Source organism: Burkholderia sp. 4NA327C6, from assembly GCF_005502655.1.
Lineage (GTDB): Bacteria > Pseudomonadota > Gammaproteobacteria > Burkholderiales > Burkholderiaceae > Burkholderia > Burkholderia contaminans.
Genome location: NZ_SCNZ01000029.1, coordinates 24,291 through 43,121 on the forward strand (window position 1 = coordinate 24,291; position 18,831 = coordinate 43,121).

General features: G+C 67.9%; 16 protein-coding genes and 2 pseudogenes. 9 read left to right on the top strand and 9 right to left on the bottom strand.

Going from position 1 to position 18,831, the window contains the following annotated elements; translation table 11 throughout:
* Nucleotides 1-25 precede the first annotated feature (25 nt).
* The 3 genes from mmsB to FFS49_RS26085 form a co-directional block, all read right to left on the bottom strand.
* Nucleotides 26-916, bottom strand: a complete 891-nt coding sequence (mmsB, locus tag FFS49_RS26075; RefSeq protein WP_039357328.1) for a 3-hydroxyisobutyrate dehydrogenase — start codon at nt 914-916, stop codon at nt 26-28.
* A 16-nt stretch (nt 917-932) separates the two neighbouring features.
* The gene (locus tag FFS49_RS26080; RefSeq protein ID WP_039357325.1) at nt 933-2,459 is read right to left on the bottom strand and encodes a CoA-acylating methylmalonate-semialdehyde dehydrogenase; all 1,527 of its coding nucleotides are present in this window, start codon (nt 2,457-2,459) and stop codon (nt 933-935) included.
* Nucleotides 2,460-2,571: 112 nt separating this feature from the next.
* The gene (locus FFS49_RS26085) at nt 2,572-3,891 is read right to left on the bottom strand and encodes an MFS transporter (protein WP_105816122.1); all 1,320 of its coding nucleotides are present in this window, start codon (nt 3,889-3,891) and stop codon (nt 2,572-2,574) included.
* A 159-nt stretch (nt 3,892-4,050) separates the two neighbouring features.
* On the opposite strand from FFS49_RS26085, the gene FFS49_RS26090 reads away from it, so the two are divergent.
* Together FFS49_RS26090 and FFS49_RS26100 are read left to right on the top strand one after the other, a co-directional pair.
* The gene (locus tag FFS49_RS26090; protein WP_105816121.1) at nt 4,051-5,010 is read left to right on the top strand and encodes a LysR family transcriptional regulator; all 960 of its coding nucleotides are present in this window, start codon (nt 4,051-4,053) and stop codon (nt 5,008-5,010) included.
* 282 nt (nt 5,011-5,292) lie between these two features.
* Nucleotides 5,293-5,790, top strand: coding sequence for an SRPBCC family protein (locus FFS49_RS26100; protein WP_105816146.1), 498 nt, complete (start codon nt 5,293-5,295; stop codon nt 5,788-5,790).
* A gap of 64 nt (nt 5,791-5,854) precedes the next feature.
* Here the strand turns inward: FFS49_RS26100 and FFS49_RS26105 are convergent, their stop codons facing one another.
* Nucleotides 5,855-6,577, bottom strand: a complete 723-nt coding sequence (locus FFS49_RS26105) for a haloacid dehalogenase type II (protein WP_071333647.1) — start codon at nt 6,575-6,577, stop codon at nt 5,855-5,857.
* A gap of 477 nt (nt 6,578-7,054) precedes the next feature.
* Between FFS49_RS26105 and FFS49_RS26110 the strand changes: the two genes are divergently transcribed.
* The gene (locus FFS49_RS26110) at nt 7,055-9,307 is read left to right on the top strand and encodes an EAL domain-containing protein (protein WP_105816119.1); all 2,253 of its coding nucleotides are present in this window, start codon (nt 7,055-7,057) and stop codon (nt 9,305-9,307) included.
* Between the two features lie 19 nt (nt 9,308-9,326).
* On the opposite strand, the gene FFS49_RS26115 is transcribed toward FFS49_RS26110, so the two are convergent.
* Together FFS49_RS26115 and FFS49_RS26120 are read right to left on the bottom strand one after the other, a co-directional pair.
* On the bottom strand, nt 9,327-10,394 hold the full coding sequence (locus FFS49_RS26115; RefSeq protein WP_071332830.1) for a PleD family two-component system response regulator: 1,068 nt from the start codon (nt 10,392-10,394) through the stop codon (nt 9,327-9,329).
* Nucleotides 10,395-10,460: 66 nt separating this feature from the next.
* Nucleotides 10,461-11,465, bottom strand: coding sequence for a chemotaxis response regulator protein-glutamate methylesterase (locus FFS49_RS26120; RefSeq protein ID WP_039357305.1), 1,005 nt, complete (start codon nt 11,463-11,465; stop codon nt 10,461-10,463).
* A 339-nt stretch (nt 11,466-11,804) separates the two neighbouring features.
* Between FFS49_RS26120 and FFS49_RS26125 the strand changes: the two genes are divergently transcribed.
* A complete protein-coding gene (locus FFS49_RS26125) occupies nt 11,805-12,233 on the top strand; it encodes a hypothetical protein (RefSeq protein ID WP_105816118.1) in 429 nt (142 codons plus the stop codon).
* A gap of 51 nt (nt 12,234-12,284) precedes the next feature.
* Here the strand turns inward: FFS49_RS26125 and FFS49_RS26130 are convergent, their stop codons facing one another.
* Nucleotides 12,285-12,509, bottom strand: coding sequence for a hypothetical protein (locus FFS49_RS26130; RefSeq protein WP_039357299.1), 225 nt, complete (start codon nt 12,507-12,509; stop codon nt 12,285-12,287).
* Nucleotides 12,510-12,845: 336 nt separating this feature from the next.
* On the opposite strand from FFS49_RS26130, the gene FFS49_RS26135 reads away from it, so the two are divergent.
* From FFS49_RS26135 to FFS49_RS26150, 4 genes are all read left to right on the top strand, one after another.
* A complete protein-coding gene (locus FFS49_RS26135; RefSeq protein ID WP_039357296.1) occupies nt 12,846-13,535 on the top strand; it encodes a DUF969 domain-containing protein in 690 nt (229 codons plus the stop codon).
* Complete coding sequence (locus tag FFS49_RS26140) at nt 13,532-14,482, top strand: DUF979 domain-containing protein (protein ID WP_071332827.1); 951 nt, start codon at nt 13,532-13,534, stop codon at nt 14,480-14,482. Before FFS49_RS26135 ends, FFS49_RS26140 begins: the two co-directional genes overlap by 4 nt.
* 10 nt (nt 14,483-14,492) lie before the next feature.
* Nucleotides 14,493-15,515, top strand: coding sequence for a DUF2891 domain-containing protein (locus tag FFS49_RS26145; protein ID WP_105816117.1), 1,023 nt, complete (start codon nt 14,493-14,495; stop codon nt 15,513-15,515).
* 115 nt (nt 15,516-15,630) lie between these two features.
* Nucleotides 15,631-15,954 carry a hypothetical protein gene (locus FFS49_RS26150; RefSeq protein ID WP_011355604.1) on the top strand — a complete coding sequence of 108 codons (324 nt, stop codon included), beginning with the start codon at nt 15,631-15,633 and terminating at the stop codon, nt 15,952-15,954.
* Between the two features lie 42 nt (nt 15,955-15,996).
* On the opposite strand, the pseudogene FFS49_RS26155 reads toward FFS49_RS26150, so the two are convergent.
* Nucleotides 15,997-16,224 (bottom strand): annotated as a pseudogene (locus FFS49_RS26155) (IclR family transcriptional regulator); the annotation flags it as partial.
* Between the two features lie 45 nt (nt 16,225-16,269).
* Here FFS49_RS26155 and FFS49_RS26160 point away from each other — a divergent pair.
* Nucleotides 16,270-16,434 (top strand): annotated as a pseudogene (locus FFS49_RS26160) (phosphonoacetaldehyde dehydrogenase); the annotation flags it as partial.
* 45 nt (nt 16,435-16,479) lie between these two features.
* Here FFS49_RS26160 and FFS49_RS26165 read toward each other — a convergent pair.
* Nucleotides 16,480-18,720: a TonB-dependent receptor gene (locus FFS49_RS26165; RefSeq protein WP_105816116.1), complete on the bottom strand. Its 2,241-nt coding sequence runs from the start codon at nt 18,718-18,720 to the stop codon at nt 16,480-16,482.
* Nucleotides 18,721-18,831 lie beyond the last annotated feature (111 nt).

Here is an 18,831-nt window from a genome sequence, read left to right on the forward strand (position 1 = left end):
GACGCACGTCCGGTGCAGGCGGCGGTTACGCCGGCTGCGCCTCGTACAGCTTCACGCACGCGGAGAAGTCGAGCGTGCCGAGCCCCTGCTGGCTCATCGACTGATAGAGCTGCTGCGCAAGCGCGCCCATCCACACCGGCTGGTGGGCGCTGCGCGCCGCTTCGGTCGCGAGCCCGAGATCCTTCAGCATCAGGTTCGCCGCGAACCCGCCCGCGTAGCCGCGCGCGGCCGGCGCGGTGTCGCTCACGCCCGGATACGGGTTGTACGTGTCCGAGCTCCAGCAGCGGCCGGTCGACGTATTGATGATGCCGGCCAGCACGGCCGGATCGATCCCGAGCGCCGCGCCGAGCGCCATCGCTTCCGATACGCCCATCATCGAGATCCCGAGCAGCAGGTTGTTGCAGATCTTCGCGATCTGCCCGGTGCCCGTGCCGCCGCACTGTACGACGTTCTTGCCCATGTCGAGCAGCACCGGGCGGATGCGCTCGAACAGCGCGGCGTCCGCGCCGACCATGAAGGTCAGCGTGCCGGCCTGCGCACCGCCGGTGCCGCCCGACACGGGCGCGTCGGCGAGCGGGAAGCCGCGTTGCGCGGCGGCGTCGGCCACCGCGCGCACGGTGCCCGGATCGATCGTGCTGCAGTCGATCAGCGCAGCGCCGGCGCGTGTGCCGGCCAGCACGCCGTCATCACCGAGATAGACCGCGCGCACGTGCTGCGCGGCCGGCAGCATCGTGATCACGATGGCGCCGCGCGCGGCCGCTTCGCGCGGCGAGCCGGCGGCCGTCGCACCGGCGCGCACTGCGACGTCGACCGCGTGCGCGTCGAGGTCGAACACCGTCAGTGCGTGGCCGGCTTTCAGCAGGTTGGCGGCCATCGGGCCGCCCATGTTGCCGAGTCCGATGAATGCAATTTCCATGGTCAGGCTCCGTGGGTCAGCGCAGCGCGATCGTCGTGTTCACGCCACCGGCCGTCGCGTCGTCGTCGAACCAGCGCGCGGTGACCGTCTTGGTCTGCGTATAGAACTGCACGACCTGCTTGCCGTACGGGCCGAGATCGCCGAGCTTCGAGCCGCGCGAGCCGGTGAAGCTGAAGTAGGGCACCGGCACCGGGATCGGGATGTTGATGCCGACCTGGCCGATGTCGATCTCGCTCTGGAATTTGCGTGCGGCCGCGCCGCTCTGCGTGAACAGGCCGACGCCGTTGCCCATCGGGTTGCGGTTGACGAGCGCGATCGCTTCATCGAGCGTGTCGGCTTCGAGCACGACCACCACCGGCCCGAAGATTTCTTCCGTGTAGATCGACATGTCGGTCGTCACGCCCGAGAAGATCGTCGGGCCGACGAAGTTGCCCTGCTCGTAGCCGGGCACCTTCACGTTGCGGCCGTCGAGTTCGAGCTTCGCGCCGGCTTTCACGCCTTCGTCGATCAGCGCGGTGATGCGCGCATGCGCGGCCTTCGATACGACCGGGCCGACATCGGTACCCGGCTCGTGGCCCGCGTTGATCTTCAGCGCCTTGGCCTTCTCGACGAGTTCAGGCAACCAGTCGCGCGCCTTGCCGACCAGCACGACGACCGACGTCGCCATGCAGCGCTGGCCGGCCGCGCCGAAGCCCGCGCCGACGAGCGCGTTGATCGACTGCTCGCGGTGCGCATCGGGCAGCACGACCGCGTGGTTCTTCGCGCCCATCATCGACTGCACGCGCTTGCCGTGCTGGCTGCCGAGGTTGTACACGTGCGTGCCGACGCGCGTCGAGCCGACGAACGAGATCGCCTTGATGTCCGGGTGCGTGCAGAGCCGGTCGACCACCGTCTTGCCGCCGTGCACGACGTTCAGTACGCCTTGCGGCACGCCGGCCTCGATCGCGAGTTCGACGAGCTGCATCGTCGACAGCGGGTCCTGCTCCGACGGCTTCAGCACGAACGTGTTGCCGCACACGATCGCCATCGGGAACATCCACAGCGGGATCATGCCGGGGAAGTTGAACGGCGTGATGCCCGCGCACACGCCGATCGGCTGGCGCAGCGTGTAGGTATCGACGCCGCCCGCGACGTTCTCCGCGAATTCGCCTTGCTGCAGCGTGCCGATCGAGCACGCGTGCTCGACCACTTCGAGGCCGCGGAAGATGTCGCCCTGCGCGTCGGGCAGCGTCTTGCCTTGCTCGGCCGTCAACGTGTGCGCGATCCGTTCGAGATTGCGGCGCACGAGATCCTGGAATTTCAGCATGATGCGCAGCCGCGCGCCGATCGGCGTCGTCTTCCACGTCTGGAACGCGCGCTGCGCGGACGCGATCGCGGCATCGACCTCGTCGAGCGTCGCAAACGGCACGCGGCCGATCACTTCCTGCGTCGCCGGGTTGACGATGTCGCCCCATTCGGCGCTTTGCGATTCGACGAACGCGCCGTCGATCAGCAGCTTGGCGGTGGGCAGGGCGAGGGTGGTCTGGGGAACTGCGGCGTTCATGGATGTCTCCGTAAAGCGGTGTGACGATGAAAAGAGTGTCTGCTTCCGCCGCGCATGGATGCGCGGCGGGCAGCAGGCCGAACTGAAATCGATCGAATGCAGGCCGGCGTGCTCAGGCGCGTGCCGGTCGCATCAACGCGGTGCACATGAGCGCGAACACGCCGAAGCCGACGAGGTACGCGATCACGTAGTGCGGCTGGCCGCCGCCGGCCTTGAGCAGCGACGTCGCGATTATCGGCGCGAATCCGCCGCCGATCACGCCCGCCAGCTGCACCGACAGCGAGATGCCGCTGTAGCGGATTTCCGCGGGGAACTGCTGTGCGAACAGCAGCGATTCCGGTGCGTACAGGATCGGGAACACGACGCCGAGGCCGAGCACGATCGCCCACCACGCGTACGACACCTGCTGCGTGCCGAGCATCAGGAAGAACGGCGCGGCGAACGCGCACATCAGCACGAGGCCGATCGCGAACATCCGGCGCTGGCCGATGCGGTCGCTCAGGTGTCCGCACAGCGGCATCGTGACGAGCGAGAGCGCCGCGCCGGCCGTGATCGCGTGCAGCATCTCGGCCTTCGGCAGGTGCAGCTGCTGCGTCGCGTAAGCGAGCGCGAACGTGACGACCATGTAGAACCAGGTGTTCTCGGCGGCGCGCGCGCCGACGATCGTCAGCACCTCGCGCGGATGACGGCGCAGCGCGGCCGTCACCGGCGATTTCTCGGCCTTGCCCTGGCGCTGCATCTTCTCGAAGTCGGGCGATTCGGGCACCTTCGCGCGGATGAACCAGCCGAGGCCGACGAGCGCGATGCTCGCGAGGAACGGCACGCGCCAGCCCCACGACAGCATGTCGGCTTCCGGCAGCGCGGCCACCGCGGCCATCGCGACCGACGACAGGATCAGGCCGAGCCCGACGCCCGTCTGCGGCAGGCTGCCGAACAGCCCCTTGCGGCCCTTCGGCGCGTGCTCGACGGCCATCAGCACCGCGCCGCCCCATTCGCCGCCGACGGCCATCCCCTGCAGGAAGCGCATGGCGATCAGGAGCGCGGCGGCCCAGTAGCCGATGTGGTCGTACGACGGGATCAGCCCGATGATCATGCTCGGCACGCCCATCAGCAGCAGCGTGATCATCAGCATCGACTTGCGGCCGATGCGGTCGCCGAAGTGGCCGAACACGATGCCGCCCATCGGCCGCCCGATGAAGCCGACCGCGAACGTGCCGAACGCGGCGAGCGTGCCGACGACCGGGTCCAGCGACGGGAAGAAGATGCGATTGAAGACGAGGGCGGCGGCGGTGCCGTAGAGGAAGAAGTCGTACCACTCGATCGTGGTGCCGGCCATGCTGGCCCAGCCGGCCAGCAGGTAGTGCTTCGCGGTGCGCTCGGGCGCCGGCGCCGCGATGGTCGCATGCTCATCGAGGGTGGATCGGGTCTGCATGGTGTCTCCGTATTTATTGCCCGCGGCTCATGGTCCGCAGGTCACGGTCGAGTATAGTTATGCGCAGATTCATGATGTACCGATAAAGAAACCGGTTGGATATGCATTTATGCATATCGACGTCCGGCCCGGAGACTCCAGCCCCTTTTTCCCTCGCTAATGCGACACGCCACCGAGCCGGTTTCCGGCAACCTGAACTGGGACGACCTGCGCTTTTTCCTCGAAGTCGCACGCACGCAGCGCGCGAGCGGCGCCGCGAAGCGGCTGGGCGTCGACTACACGACCGTCGCGCGGCGCATTCGCGCGCTCGAGGCCGCGATGGGCACGCTGCTGTTCGACAAGTCGCGCTCCGGCGGCTTCACGCTGACGGCCGAAGGCCAGCGCCTCGTCGCGTATGCGGACGCGATGGAGACGACCGTGCAGTCCGCGTGCGACCAGGTCGCGAATACGGGCGAGGCGCTGTCGGGCCATGTGCGGATCGGGTCGACCGAAGGGTTCGGCTGCTTCTTTCTCGCGCCGCAGCTCGCGCAGTTTCGCGCCGAGCATCCGCACGTGACGGTCGACCTGCTGCCGGTGCCGCATTTCGTCAACCTGCCCAAGCGCGAGGCGGACCTGGCGATCACGCTCGAGCGGCCCGAGCGCGGGCCTTACGTGGTCACCAAGCTGTGCGACTACCAGCTGCGGCTTTATGCGACGCGCGACTATCTCGCGAACCACGCGCCGATTACGTGCAAGGACGATCTCGCGCAGCACGCGTTCATCAGCTACGTCGACGATCTCGCATTCAGCAACGAATTGCTGTACCTGGACCGAGCGGTGCCGGGCGCGACGGCCGGCCTGCGCACGACGAGCGTGATCGCGCAGTATTTCGCGGCGCTGCAGGGCGGCGGGCTGGCGATCCTGCCGTGCTTCATGGCGGCCACACAGCCGGCGCTGGTGCCGGTGTTGCGGGACGACGTGGTCGTCACGCGGTGCTTCTGGCTGACGTGCCGCGAGGATCTGCGCAAGCTGCGGCGCGTGACCGCGCTGTGGGATTACCTGCGTGCGGCGGCGGATGCGAACCGCGCGCTGCTGTCGGGGGAGTCGGGGAAGCTGAGATTCGTCGGCGAGCCGGAATAGCGGAGCGAGGGGGCGACGGCGACGGCGACGATGTGATCGATCTGGACGAAAAAAGCGGCCGACGAAGATCCGGCCGGTTATCGGGGAAACGCAGATCTGGGCGCGCGGGAATCCGCAGCAGTGGCCGGTGTGGGTGCTGGCGCTCACCCTGCTGTTCGCGCTCGCACTGCTGCCGTTGCTGCTCATCTACGCGCGAACGGCTTGGCGCGCGGTCGTGAAGTAGCGGAGGCGGCGGGGCGGTTGTGCCATGATGTCGGCACCGACAGCCGCCAGGAGACGGTCGTGGAAATTCACTCGCAGTGGACGTTCGATTGTCGGCCCGAGCATGTCTGGCCGCATTTTCTCCATGCGCGGATGGACGACACGCGGCCGTTGCTGTTCCACCTCGGCGTGCCGAAGCCGGTCAGTTGCCGCGTGCTGGAAGGCGTGCCGGCCGTCGGCAACACGCGGCAGTGCACGACCGATCGGGGCACCATCGACCAGCGGATTCTCGTGCTCGACGAGCATCGCCGGCTGCGTTACCGGATGGTGGCGTCGACGGTGTGGTGCCGCGACTGGGTCGGCCTGCTCGAGGACGAATTCACGCTGACGCCCATCGAAGGCGGCAGGACGCGCGTCGAGCGGCGCACCGTGTTCAGTGCACGCGGCCTTTTCAGGCCGGTCCGGCAGATCGGGTTGTGGCTCGCGTTGCAGCAGGCGCACCGGTATGCGGCCCGCAACTGGCGGCGTCTCGCGACGGCGGCGCAAGGGCAGGCGGTCGGGATGGCGCCGGCGCGCTAGGCCGTGGGAGCCGGCGTTCGACAAGCCGCCGGCCTCCTCGCGATCGCGCACCGGAACCCGGTTTTCAACGCGGGCACTCGAGCCGGTCCGCGAGTTCGTTCAGGTCCTTGACGTCGAAGTCCCACGCGTCGTCGGCTTTCAGGTCGGTCGTCTGGCCGGGCCCGTGTTCGGTCGGCCGCAGCACGAACGCGGTCGACAGCCCCTGCCGGCGCGCGGCCGCGAGATCGCCGTTGTGCGCGGCGACCAGGCACAGTTCGGCTGGTGCGACGCCGAGAATCTCGACCGTATCGCTATAGACCTGCGGCGACGGCTTGTACGCGCGGACGACCTCCGCGCCGAGAATCGCATCCCACGGCAGCCCCGCGCGTTTCGCGACGTCGACCATCAGCCGGATGTTGCCGTTCGACAGCGGCGCGATGATGTAGCGTCGCTTCAGCCGTTGCAGCGCCGCGACGGCGTCGGGCCACGGGTCGAGGCTGTGCCACGCGAGGTTGAGCGCGTCGATGTCGGCGTCCGGCACGTCGACGATCCCGTAGCGGTCGAGCGTGCGGACCAGGTTCTCGCGGTGCAGCACGTCGAGGCGCACGTAGCGGCGGCGCCCGCTGCGGATTTCTTCCATCGACGGCGAATATTCGGCCCGCCACGCATCGGCGAATTCGAGCGGGTCGAGCGAGGGGGCATGGCGGTCGAGGAACGCGGCGGCGCCGCGTGCGACGCCGCTTCTCCAGTCGACGATCGTTCCGAAGACATCGAAAACGAGCGCCTTGATTTCGGCAGGGTTCGTCATGGTGATCCAGTGAGGGTCGATCGATGAGGTGGCGAATCGCCGTGCCGCCGGAATGCGCGACGCCGGCTCGATCGTCATTGAATCACGGATAGGGAATGGCGGCTTGGCCGACAGCGAGGTCGTGCGGCCTGCTCGTCGAGTTCGCGGACGCAGGCCTGTCGCCGCCACAATCTGACGAACGGTTTGCATGCTCGCCGCGCACCACGCTCGGCGTGGCCCCGGGCCGTCGCGCCGCGCGCAAGTCTTTCGGCGAGCTGACTGCCGGCTGCAACCGCCGAGCGGACCACGCGTAACCCCTATGCACGCGGATGCGCCGCTTGTCGCGGATTGGTGTTAAATGTACTTCGGCGCGCGTTGGCACCGCGCGCAATACGGGGCGCACCGGGCATCGGCGTAAACCCGGAGCGAAAAGCGGCACGAAGGATCGAAAACGAATCGGGCGCATCAGACCCGATCGGACAGACGGCAGGATTCATCTTGAATACCGAACCGCAAAGTTCTCGTTACAGTCTCGGGCTCGCGGCGGAAGTGCTCGCGTCCGAGCAAAGCGTGCTGAGGCTGATCACGCGCAACACACCGCTGCCGGAGCTGCTCGTCGAAGTCTGCCGGCGCGCTGAAGCTTTGCTCGGCGACGGTGCATCGTGCACGATCCTGCTGCTCGATAGCGACGGCACGCATGTGCACGTCGGCGCAGCGCCATCGCTGCCCGCGCAGTACAGCACGGCGATCGAAGGCGCGCCGATCGGGCCCGCGGCCGGCTCGTGCGGCACGGCGATGTACCTGCGCCGGATGGTCGTCGTCGAAGACATCGAAACCGATCCCCTGTGGGCCGATTACCGTGCGGTCGCACTGCCGCTGGGCTTGCGCGCATGCTGGTCGGTGCCGTTCCTCGACGAGGCGGGCGTCGTGCTCGGCGCGTTCGCCGTCTATCACCGCGCGCCACGCCGGCCGGGCGACGAGGAAACCGCACTGTTGCGCGATATCGGCAACAGCGTCGGCCTCGCGGTGCACCAGGACCGGATCGCGCGACAGCTCGCGCGCAGCGAGGAACATCACCGGCTCGTGGTCAACAGCCTGAACGAAGGGATCCTCGTGGTATCGCGCGACGGCGTCGTGATCGCGAGCAACCCGAGTGCGAACCGGATGATGCGCGTGAAGGGCGACCTCGTCGGCCGCCGGCTGACGACGGTGATCCTGCGCAAGCTGCACGAGGACGGCACGCCGATCGCACCCGACGACTGGCCGAGCCGGCGCGCGCTCGAGACGGCCACGCCGCAGCTCGACTACACGGTCGGCTTCGGCCTCGCGGACGGCGACATCATCTGGGTGCGCGGCAACGCGGTGCCGATCGTGAGGCCCGGCGAGAAGCAGGCCGACTCGGTGCTCGTGTCGTTCAACGACATCGGCCCCGTGCGCGAAGCGCAGCAGCAGTTGCGCTACCTGGCGACGCGCGATGCGCTGACGGGCCTCTACAACCGCCGCTGGCTCGGCGACCGCATGCGCGAGCTGTTCGGCGGACACGATGCGGCGGCCGGCGGGCCCGCGCGCGTCGCGATCCTGTTCATCGATCTCGTCGGTTTCAAGAAGGTCAACGACACGGCCGGTCACGACGTGGGCGACGCGCTGCTGCGCAGCGTGGCGGCGCGGCTCGCGGCGTGCGGCGGCGGCCAGTACGCGCTGACGCGGGTCGGCGGTGACGAGTTCGTGATCCTCGTCGACGATTGCGACGATCCCGACCGGCTCGCGGTGCTCGCGCGGGAGGTGATCGACGCGATCGCCAAGCCGTTTGCCATCGCGAACAACGAATACTGGCTCGGCGTGTCGATCGGGATCAGCGTCGCGCCGCGCGACGGCGACGATGCCGTCACGCTGATGCGCAATGCCGATTCGGCGATGTACGACGCGAAGCAGCGCGGCCGCAACCACTTCACGTTCTTCACCGCGCAGCTCAACCTGCGGCTGCAGCGCCGCTTCGCGATCGAGCAGTCGCTGCGGCGCGCGCTTTCGTCGGACATGCTGCGGCTCGCGTACCAGCCCGTCGTCGATGCGCGCAGCGGCCGCACGGTCGGCGCCGAGGCGCTCTTGCGCTGGACGAGCCCCGAGCTCGGGCCGATATCGCCGGCGGAGTTCATTCCGGTCGCGGAAGATACGGGGCTGATCGTCGCGATCGGCCAGTGGGTGCTCGAAACCGCGTGCCGGCAGGCGGCCGAATGGCGCCGCACGATCGCGCCCGACATGATGCTGGCCGTCAACCTGTCGCCGCGGCAGTTCCACGAAGGGCTCGTCGAATCGGTCGAGCGCTGCCTCGCGCAGACTCGGCTCGATCCGTGCGCGCTCGAACTCGAGATCACCGAAGGACTGCTGATGAACGACACGGACACCGTGCTGCCGATGCTCGAGGCGCTCACGGACATGAACGTGCGGATCTCGGTCGACGATTTCGGCACCGGCTATTCATCGCTCGCGTACCTGAAGCGCTTTCCGCTGCACAACCTGAAGGTCGACCGCTCGTTCGTGTCAGGCGTGCCCGATCATCACGACTCGGTGGCGATCACGCAGGCCGTGGTCGCGATGGCGCATTCGCTCGGGATGAAGGTCACGGCCGAAGGCGTCGAGACGCAGGCGCAATCGTGGTACCTGCAGCAGATCGGCTGCGACATGCAGCAGGGCTATCTGTTCAGCCGCCCGCTGGACCCGAACGACTACGCGCGCCGGCTCGGCGCGATGTGAGCGGGCACGCGTTCGGTGTTCAGTCGACGCGTGGGCCGCCGAAACCGCCGGGGACCGGCGTCGTCGGCGTCGCATCGATCTCGACACGGTTCTTGCCTTCGTGCTTCGCGCGATAGAGCGCGCGGTCGGCGGCTTCGATCAGCACGGTCGTCGGCAGGCCCGGCGTCGGCACGATGCTCGCACCGCCGATGCTGATCGTCACGGTGTTGCCGGTCGACGAATGCGCGTGCCGCAGTCGCAGCGCCTCGATCGCGAGGCGGATCTTCTCGCCGAGCAGCCGCGCGGCGCCCGGTGACGTGGCCGGCATCACGACCGCGAATTCCTCGCCGCCGAAACGCGCGGCGAGATCGCCCGACTGGCCGAGGCAGCGCTCGATGGTCGACGCGATCTGCTTGAGCACGCTGTCGCCCGACACGTGGCCGTACGTGTCGTTGTACAGCTTGAAGTTGTCGACGTCGATCATCAGCAGCGACAGCTCGCTGCGCTCGCGCGTGCCGCGCCGCCATTCGGCGGCGAGGTATTCGTCGAGATAGCGCCGGTTCGACAGCCCGGTCAGGCCATCGGAATGGGTGAGGCGCCGCAGCTCGAGATTGGCTTCGAGCAACTGCTGCTGCGATTGCCGCAGCGCGCGATAGGCCTCGTCGCGCTGCAGCAGGTTCATGTACGAGCGCGAGTGGTAGCGCACCCGCGCGACGAGCTCGATGCGGTCGGGCAGCTTCACGAGGTAGTCGTTCGCGCCGGCCGCGAACGCGGCGCTCTTGATCACTGGCTCTTCCTGCGTCGACAGCACGATGATCGGCACGTCGCGCGTCGCCGGGTTCGCGCGGTACGCCTTCACGAGGCTCAGCCCGTCGGTGCCGGGCATCACGAGGTCCTGCAGGATCACGGTCGGCCGCGTCTCGATCGCGGTGGCCATCGCGTCGTCCGAGCGCGGGCAGTAGTGGAAATCGATGCCTTCCTCGTCGACGAGCGCGCGTCGCACGGCTTCCGCGACGATCGTCTGGTCATCGACCAGCAGCACCATCGCCGGCACGTCGACGGGCGGCGTGTAGTGGCCGCCTGGCGGGCGAGTCGGGTCAATGGTCATGGTCGATGCGGGTTGTTGCGGTTGTTGCAGGGGCAGGCATGGTGTTGCGCGTGTTCATCGTCGGGCTCAGATTCTCGCGAGCGCCGCCAGCTCGCCCGCGATGCGCCCGAGCGGCAGGATCGCGCGCGCCGCGCCGAGTGTCGCGGCCGCTTTCGGCATGCCGTACACGGCGCTCGTCGCCTCGTCCTGCGCGATCGTATGGTAGCCCTTCATCCGCAGTGCCTTCAGGCCGATCGCGCCGTCGCGGCCCATCCCGGTGAGCAGCACGCCGATCACGCGGCCGGGCCAGTGCTCGGTCAGGCTGTTGAAGAACACGTCGACCGACGGGCGATACGGCGTGGCGGCCGGCTCGCGCGTGTATTCGAGCGTGCCGGCACGCGTGATGCGCAGGTGGTCGTCGGTCGCGGCGAGCAGCGCGACGCCGGGCTGCGGGCGGTCGCCTTCGTGCGCGACGCGCACGGTGAGGGGCGTCTGGCCGTCGAGCCATTGCGCCATGCCCTCGGCGAACGCGCGGTCGACGTGCTGGACGATCACGATCGGTGCACTGAAATCGGCCGGCAGGCCGCCGAGAATCGACGCGAGCGCGCCGGGGCCGCCGGCCGATGCGCCGATCGCGATCAGCGGCCCGCCGCCGGCGCGGGAGGCCGTGCCGGCGAGGCGCGTGCCGCCGGGTGCGTCGAGCAGGCGGCCGATCTGGTCGATCTTCGCGAGCAGCAGGCGGGTCGTGTCGCCGGCTGCGCCGTCGCCGAGCCGCGGCGTATCGACCGCGTCGAGCGCGCCGGCGCCCATCGCCTCGAACACGCGCCATGCATTCGCGCCGATGCAGCTCGTCACGATCAGGATCGCGCACGGTCGTTCGGATCGCATGATCCGCCGCGTTGCTTCGATCCCGTCGAATTTCGGCATGATCAGGTCCATCAGCACGACATCGGGCGGCTGCGCGGCGCACAGCTCGACGGCTTGCGCGCCGTCGGTCGCGACCCACAGCACGCGGTGCTCGGGCCGGCGCGCTATCGCGCGGCGCATCGCCTCGACGGCAAGCGGGAGGTCGTTGACGATGCCGATGTTCACAAGCGGAATTCTCCGGTCGGTTCGTAATGTTGGAGGTGGGCCGGGTTCATGGAAGGGGCTGCCTGTTCGGCGCCGCGGGACGGCATCGGCGGCCGGACGGCACGGCATTCTTTGGGTTGGCGACGCCCGAATGCTGTCATGCGGCGCGGGCGGCGGCAATCGAAAAATTCGCGCATTGTGCCGTTTCAGTGCGTTTCCTCTATGACTGTGGGGTGTTTGCCGAGCGCCGTGGAGCCGGGGCGGCCCGCGCATGCGTGTCCGGCGGTTTCCGCGCGACCGGCCGCGGAAGCAGCCATGTTACCGTGGCGGCTTCGATAAAAAAGACGGGGAGCATGCCGGATGAGCGCGCCCGACACCGTACTGGTCAGCCGCGATCCGTACGCGCCGATCGTGATCGAGCACGACGGCCGGATGCTGTACAGGATCCATATCGAGAGCGGGCACGCGTCGTTCCACCGCGATTTTCCGGTCGATCCGGACGCGGTGCGCGTGCTGCGCGACGACGCCGAGCGCTTCTATTTCCTGTTCGCGGCGCTACACCATCCGTATCAACTGCGCGCAACGAACCTGTCCGACGCGCAGCGCGAACGCTACTTTCACACGATCCTGTTTGCCGGCCGCGACGAAGTCGAAGCGTTCATGACGGAACTCGACCGGACCAGCAACGGCGCGGTCGCGAACCTGCTGAGGATCTTCACGCAGGCCGACTACCGGCAACTGCGCGCGGGCCGGTGGTTCGACACGGGCGCCGGTACGCCGGCCGCGTAGCGCTCGCGTCCGGCCGTCCCGTCGTCCGCTTCGACGGGCGCAGCCGCGCCGTCAATGGCTGCGCGCGTACCCCTGGATCAGCGCGCGCATCATGCCTTCGACCGTCGCGTCGAGCAGGTCGGCTTCCTGCTCGGACTCCTCGACGAGCGCGGCATACGCGGTCGCGAGCGTCACGCGGTCGACCTCATGGCGTTGCTCCATCAGCGTCACCATCCCGTCCTTCGCCAGATGAGCGGAGAACGCGCGGCTGCCGATGGTCTGGAATACGTCAATCATGGCGGCTCTCCCGTCCGTTGCCGATGCTTTCCAGTGTAGTCGGCGCACCGGTGCTCCGCCACGCGCGGCGGCCCGCTGCGCGCCGCCTGCGGGGGCGCTGACGCGCGTGCCGCGACCGGCGCGTTCGCGCCGTCCGGCACCCCCCGATTCCTCCGACGAAACGCCACCGACACATGGCCCGGGCACGGTGTCCGCACGTTTCAACGTTTACCCGAAGCAATAAATTGTCGACTTTTTGTCGATAAAGTCTCGTGTTAGATTGCGCCGTCAGAGCCCGGTCCAAACCGGGCAGGCGGCGCAGGCCAAGGCGCCGCGCGTCCGATCCAAGGAGGAGCAATGCTGGTGCTGATTGGGGTGCCGATCGTCGTGATCGGCTTTGCGCTGCGCTTCAATGCGCTGCTGGTGGTCACGATCGCGGGGCTCGCGACGGGGCTGGCGGGCGGGCTGAATCTCGTCGACATCGTCAGCGCGTTCGGCAAGGCGTTCACCGAAAACCGCTATATGGGGCTCATCTGGCTGACGCTGCCGGTGATCGCGCTGCTCGAGCGCAACGGGCTCAAGGAGCAGGCGAAGCGGATGATCTCGCGCGTGCACGCGGCCACCACGGGCCGCGTGCTGATGCTGTACTTCGTGCTGCGCCAGGCGACGGCCGCGCTCGGCCTCACGTCGCTCGGCGGCCATGCGCAGATGGTGCGGCCGCTGATCGCGCCGATGGCCGAGGCCGCCGCGGTCAACCGGCATGGCGAACTGCCCGATTCGGTGCGCCAGCAGATCCGCGCGCACGCATCGGGCGCCGACAACGTCGCCGTGTTCTTCGGCGAGGACATCTTCATCGCGATCCAGTCGATCCTGCTGATCAAGGGCTTTCTCGAACAGAACGGCATCTCGATCGAGCCGCTGCACCTGTCGGTGTGGGCGATCCCGACCGCGATCGCGGCACTCCTGATCCACTGCACGCGCCTCGCGCTGCTCGACCGCCGGCTCACGCGCGGCTTCGGCCTGGTGGGGCAGGAGGGCGCACGATGATCGGCCTCGAATCGCTGTACACGCTCGCGGGGCTGATGTTCGCCGCGTTCGCGTTCTTCAACCTGACCGATCGCACGAACCCGCGTCGCGTCGTCAATTTCGCGTTCTGGGCGATCTACGCGGTCACGTTCCTGTTCGGCGCGTTGCTGCCGCATTTCGTGACGGGCTGCCTCGCGATCGCGCTCGCGGTGATCGCCGGCTCGGGCAAGCTCGGGCGCGGCAAGTCCGACGAAGCAGGGGAAGCGGCGGCCACGCGGCGCGAGACGCTCGCGCAGCGTTTCGGCAACAGGCTGTTCCTCCCCGCGCTGCTGATTCCGGTCGTCACGCTGATCGGCACGTTCGCGTTGAAGCTCGTGCCGTTCGTCGAGCAGAAGAGCGTGACGCTGATCTCGCTCGTGCTCGGCACGCTCGTCGCGTTCGCCGTCGCGCTCGCGATGCTGCGCGATTCGCCCGTGCATGCGGTGAAGGAGGCACGCCACACGATGGACGCGGTCGGCTGGGCCGCGATCCTGCCGCAGATGCTCGCGGCGCTCGGCGCGCTGTTCGCGGTCGCGGGTGTCGGCGGCGTGGTGTCGGGGCTCGTGAGGGAGTGGGTGCCGATCGATTCGCCGTTCGCGGTGGTCGCGGCCTACACGGTCGGCATGGCGCTGTTCACGATGATCATGGGCAACGGCTTTGCCGCGTTCCCCGTGATGACGGCCGGCATCGGCCTGCCGCTGATCGTCCACCAGTTCCACGGCAACCCGGCGATCGTCGGCGCGATCGGGATGCTGAGCGGCTTCTGCGGTACGCTGATGACGCCGATGGCCGCGAACTTCAACATCGTGCCGGCGGCGCTGCTCGAACTGAAGGACAAGAATGGCGTGATCAAGGTGCAGTGGCCGACGGCCTTGCTGCTGCTCGCCGTGAACACGCTGCTGATGTATGCGTTCGCATTCCGCTTCTGACGAGACCCCAATGACCGACCGACTGACTCCCGAACTCGCCTCGAAATTCGCGTCGCTCGCGCTCGCGCACCTGACCCGCGAATATCCGAACAAGCTCACGCATTCGCTCGCAGGTCCGCACGACGTGCAGGGGCCGCGCGCGCTGCACCCGATCTTCTACGGCAGCTACGACTGGCATTCGTGCGTGCACGGCTACTGGCTCGTGCTGCGCGTGCTCGAACGCTACCCGGCATTGCCGGAGGCCGAGCGCATCGTCGCGATCGTCGATGCGCACTTCACCGATGCGAACGTCGCCGGCGAGCGCGCGTATCTCGCGCTGCCGCACAACAGCGGCTTCGAGCGGCCGTACGGCTGGGCGTGGCTGCTTGCGCTGTCGGCGCAACTGGAGCGGCTCGCGCTGAAGGGGGCGATGCCGCAGGCCGCGCGCTGGGCGAAGACGATGGCGCCGCTGACCGACCTGTTCGTGTCGCGTTTCGAGACCTTCCTGCCGAAAGCGACCTATCCGCTGCGGGTCGGCACGCACTTCAACACCGCGTTCGCGCTGGCGCTCACGCTCGATTTCGCGCGCGACACGCAGCGCGACGGGCTCGCGGCGCTGATCGTCGATACCGCGAAGCGCTGGCACCTGAACGATGTCGCGTGCCAGGCGTGGGAGCCGTCGGGCGACGAATTCCTGTCGCCCGCGCTGATGGAGGCCGAGCTGATGCGGCGCGTGCTGCCCGCTGCCGAATTCGACGGCTGGTTCGCGCGCTTCCTGCCCGATCTCGCGCGCGGCGAGCCGGCGACGCTGTTCGAGCCGGCGACGGTCAGCGATCGCAGCGACGGCAAGATCGCGCACCTCGACGGGCTGAACCTGAGCCGCGCGTGGTGCCAGCGCGCGCTCGCCGGCGCGCTGCCGGAAGGCGATGCGCGACGCGCGAAGCTGTTCGAGGGGGCCGACCGGCATCTTGCGAGCGCACTCGCGCACGTGGCCGGCGACTACATGGGCGAGCACTGGCTCGCGACGTTCGCGTTGCTCGCGCTGGAGGCGTAGCGCGCGAAACCCCGCCGGCGGCAAGGTCTTCGGCACGCGGCTATACTCGCCGCTCGGGTTGCATCGCGCCGCATGCGTTGCGCGATGCGGCCATCTGTCTTCTTGCCGCCTCGCCATGGACAAGCTCATTTCCTACGTTGCCGCGATCCACGGACTCTCGGGGCCGGTGTCGATCGTGTCGCACACGACGTCGCACGATCGCTGGACCGACGACGACGTCGAGGTCACCCGCGACGAAACCGAATACCGCTTCGACAACGGCGCGATCGTGCGCCGCTCGGTCGAGCAGGACCGCGCGCCGTCCGATCTGCTGTGCGCGGAATGCTGGATCGACTACGACGTGCTCCGCCATCCCGATGCACAGCCGATCGGCCCGACGCGGATCACGTTCGACAACGCCTGCCGCGAGACTTTCTGGTTGCGTTATCACCTGGCTTGAACGTTTCGACGCGTTAGCGCGTAACGGTAATCAACCCGGCAATCAACCCGGCGGCGCACCGTCGGCCGCATGCAGCAGCGGCGCGAGCCGCGTAGCCGCTTCCCGCATCTTCGGCACGTTCTCCAGCAGATCGTTGAGCGTCGCGCGCGTGGTCGGCGCATGCACGGCGAGCGGGTCGAGCTCGGCTGCGAGCAACCGCGCATCGGTCAGCGTCCGGTAGGTCATCTTCTTCAGCGTGAGCATCGCGTTGCGCTCCAGCGCAACGATCCGATCATCGTGATGGAAGACACCGACCTCGACGAAGTGCGCACGCTCGCACTGTCGTCGTCGGTCTGCACGAACCGCTTCAACCACATCACGCGCTTCATCACCGAGCTTGAAGTCGGCGGCGTGAAGGATTCGGGGCTCGGCTACAAGGAAGGCGTGCAGGAAGCGATGAAGAGCTTCACGAACGTGAAGACGTACTCGCTGCCGTGGTGAGCGCGGCCGGGAAGGGCGTACCAAGCCCTCCCGCCGCCCGCAGCGTTACTGATAGAAGTTGAGCGTGACCATCGCAGAGCGGCCCGGCGCCCACGTCGCATAGATCGGATACGCGCTCGCGTAATACTTCTTGTCGAACAGGTTCTGCACGTTCAGTTGAACATCCATCGTCTTGTTCACGCGCCACGTCGCGGCTGCGTCGAAGCGTGCATAGCCGGGCGTCCATTTTTTCGTCGTCGCGGATACCGACGCGTAGGTCTGGCTCATCACCGTCGCACCGGCGCCGAGCGTGAGCTTCGGCATCACGTCGTAGCTCGTCCACAGCGTGAAGTTGTGCTTGGGCACCATCACCATCGGCAGGCCCGATGCGCCCGGGCTGCCGGGGCCTGCATCGGTCGTGATCGCGTTCAGGTACGAGTAGCCGCCGAACACGTGCCACTTCGGGCTCAGGTTGCCCGCGAAGCCGAATTCGACGCCGCGCACGCGCTGCTTGCCCGCGTTGACCGTGTGACCGAGGCCGTCGCTCACGCGCGCGTTGGTCTTCTCGGTCTGGAACAGCGCCGACGTCAGCGAGAGTTGATCCTGCAGCACGTCCCACTTCGCGCCGATCTCGATGTTGCGCGAACGCTCCGGCGCGAGATCCTGGTTCGTCGCGGTGATCTGGTCGGTGCCGCCGCCGAGGCCGCCGTTCGAACCCGGCGGGTTCGACGACGTGCCGTACGACGCATACAGGCTCACGTTGCTCACCGGCTTGAACACGAGGCCGAACTGGTAGCTGAACAGGTTCGACGTGTTCGACAGATCGGCCACCCCGGCCTGCTTGCCGGTCGTGTCGTAGCGGTCGAAACGCAGCCCCGTATTGAACTGCCAGCGCTCGGACAGCTTCACGGTATCGAAGATGTACGCGGAAACCGTGTCGGTGCGCGTGTTCGTCGTCGCGCCGGGGAAGGCCTTGTCGCCGTTCAGCACGATGCTGCCGGTCCACGGCATGTTCGGGTTCCAGCCGCCCGCGAGCGGCGTGCAGTTGCCGGCCACCGAGCACGGGCCGCCCGAGCGGATGTTGTCGCCGGCCGAATCCGACACGAGGTAGCCCTCGTAGCGGGCCTGTTCATGGCTGAACTCGACGCCGGCCGTCATCGTGTGCTTCATGCCGAACAGGTTCGCGCTGCCGGTCACTTCGGTCTGGTTCGAGAAGCCGTTGAGCGCGTACTTGCCGCTCTTCGCCTGCAGGCTCAGCATGGTCGGGTTCGACGCGAGGATCTGCGGGTTCGTCGCGACGTAATCGAGCGTCGAGCGGCCGAACATCGTCGTGTTCTTCAGCTTCCAGTCGTCGTTGAGCTTGTGCTCGACGCGCACCTGGGCGGTGTCGGTCTGCCCGTAACGGTAGTCGCGCGTGTTCAGCCCGAAGAACTGGCCGCGATCGGTCGGCACCGGCGTGCCGCCCGACGCGCGGAACGGCACGCTGAAGTCCGGCATGTCGTACGAGTTCATGTGGTAGTAGCTGACCGTGACCGTGGTCGGCGTGTTCAGCCCGAACACGATCGACGGCGCGACGCCCCAGCGCTTGTTGTACACGTCGTTGCGGCCGGCCTGGTTCGCGTCGTGACCCATCACGTTCAGGCGCACGGCCGTCGTGTCGTTGATCTTGTGGTTCGCGTCGACCGTCGCGCGCTTGTAGCCGTCGGTGCCGAAGCCGATGCTGCTGTTGATGAAGTTGTCGTTCTTCGGCGTCTTCGTGACGATGTCGATGCTGCCGCCCACCGAGCCGCGGCCCGCGTAGACCGAATCGGAGCCCTTGATCACGCTGATCTGCTCGACCGCGAACGTTTCGCGGTTCTGCAGCCCAGAGTCACGCATCCCGTCGACGAAGATCGAGTTGCGCGATTCGAAGCCGCGGATCACCGGGCGGTCGGCCGACGGGTTCGCGGCCGCATCGCCGCCGAGGAACGTGATGCCGGGCACCGAGCGCAGCGCGTCCGCGAACGACGTGACGTTCTTCTCCTTGATCAGTTGCTCGGGGATCACCGTGACCGAACGCGGCGTGTCGAGCAGCGGCGCGGTGAACTTGTACGACGGCGAACGCTTCACCTGCATGTCCGATGGCGCGGTCGATTGAACCGTGATCGTCGGCAGCGTCGCCTGCACGTCGGCGGACGGGGCCGGCTGATCGGCGGCGGGCGCGGGAGCAGGGGCGGTTTCGGCGGAAGCGAGCAGCGGGGTCAGGAAAACGGAGCAGGTCAGCGCCGATACGAGGGCGCGAGGCCTCGTCTTGAACTGGGCGGGCATATCGAGAGGCAGCAGAAGGTTCGGTGAGCGGGTGCGTTTTCTCGATGCCGGGCAGGCAGCGCGGCGCGTCGGAAAACGTCAATGTAAATGCGTATGATTCGCGTTTGCGAT

Excerpts from the sequence above, each read along its gene's own strand:
- mmsB (WP_039357328.1), bottom strand. The coding sequence starts at position 916 with ATGGAAATTGCATTCATCGGACTCGGCAACATGGGCGGCCCGATGGCC.
- FFS49_RS26080 (WP_039357325.1), bottom strand. The coding sequence starts at position 2,459 with ATGAACGCCGCAGTTCCCCAGACCACCCTCGCCCTGCCCACCGCCAAG.
- FFS49_RS26085 (WP_105816122.1), bottom strand. The coding sequence starts at position 3,891 with ATGCAGACCCGATCCACCCTCGATGAGCATGCGACCATCGCGGCGCCG.
- FFS49_RS26090 (WP_105816121.1), top strand. The coding sequence starts at position 4,051 with ATGCGACACGCCACCGAGCCGGTTTCCGGCAACCTGAACTGGGACGAC.
- FFS49_RS26105 (WP_071333647.1), bottom strand. The coding sequence starts at position 6,577 with ATGACGAACCCTGCCGAAATCAAGGCGCTCGTTTTCGATGTCTTCGGA.
- FFS49_RS26115 (WP_071332830.1), bottom strand. The coding sequence starts at position 10,394 with ATGACCATTGACCCGACTCGCCCGCCAGGCGGCCACTACACGCCGCCC.
- FFS49_RS26125 (WP_105816118.1), top strand. The coding sequence starts at position 11,805 with ATGAGCGCGCCCGACACCGTACTGGTCAGCCGCGATCCGTACGCGCCG.
- FFS49_RS26130 (WP_039357299.1), bottom strand. The coding sequence starts at position 12,509 with ATGATTGACGTATTCCAGACCATCGGCAGCCGCGCGTTCTCCGCTCAT.
- FFS49_RS26135 (WP_039357296.1), top strand. The coding sequence starts at position 12,846 with ATGCTGGTGCTGATTGGGGTGCCGATCGTCGTGATCGGCTTTGCGCTG.
- FFS49_RS26140 (WP_071332827.1), top strand. The coding sequence starts at position 13,532 with ATGATCGGCCTCGAATCGCTGTACACGCTCGCGGGGCTGATGTTCGCC.
- FFS49_RS26145 (WP_105816117.1), top strand. The coding sequence starts at position 14,493 with ATGACCGACCGACTGACTCCCGAACTCGCCTCGAAATTCGCGTCGCTC.
- FFS49_RS26150 (WP_011355604.1), top strand. The coding sequence starts at position 15,631 with ATGGACAAGCTCATTTCCTACGTTGCCGCGATCCACGGACTCTCGGGG.
- FFS49_RS26165 (WP_105816116.1), bottom strand. The coding sequence starts at position 18,720 with ATGCCCGCCCAGTTCAAGACGAGGCCTCGCGCCCTCGTATCGGCGCTG.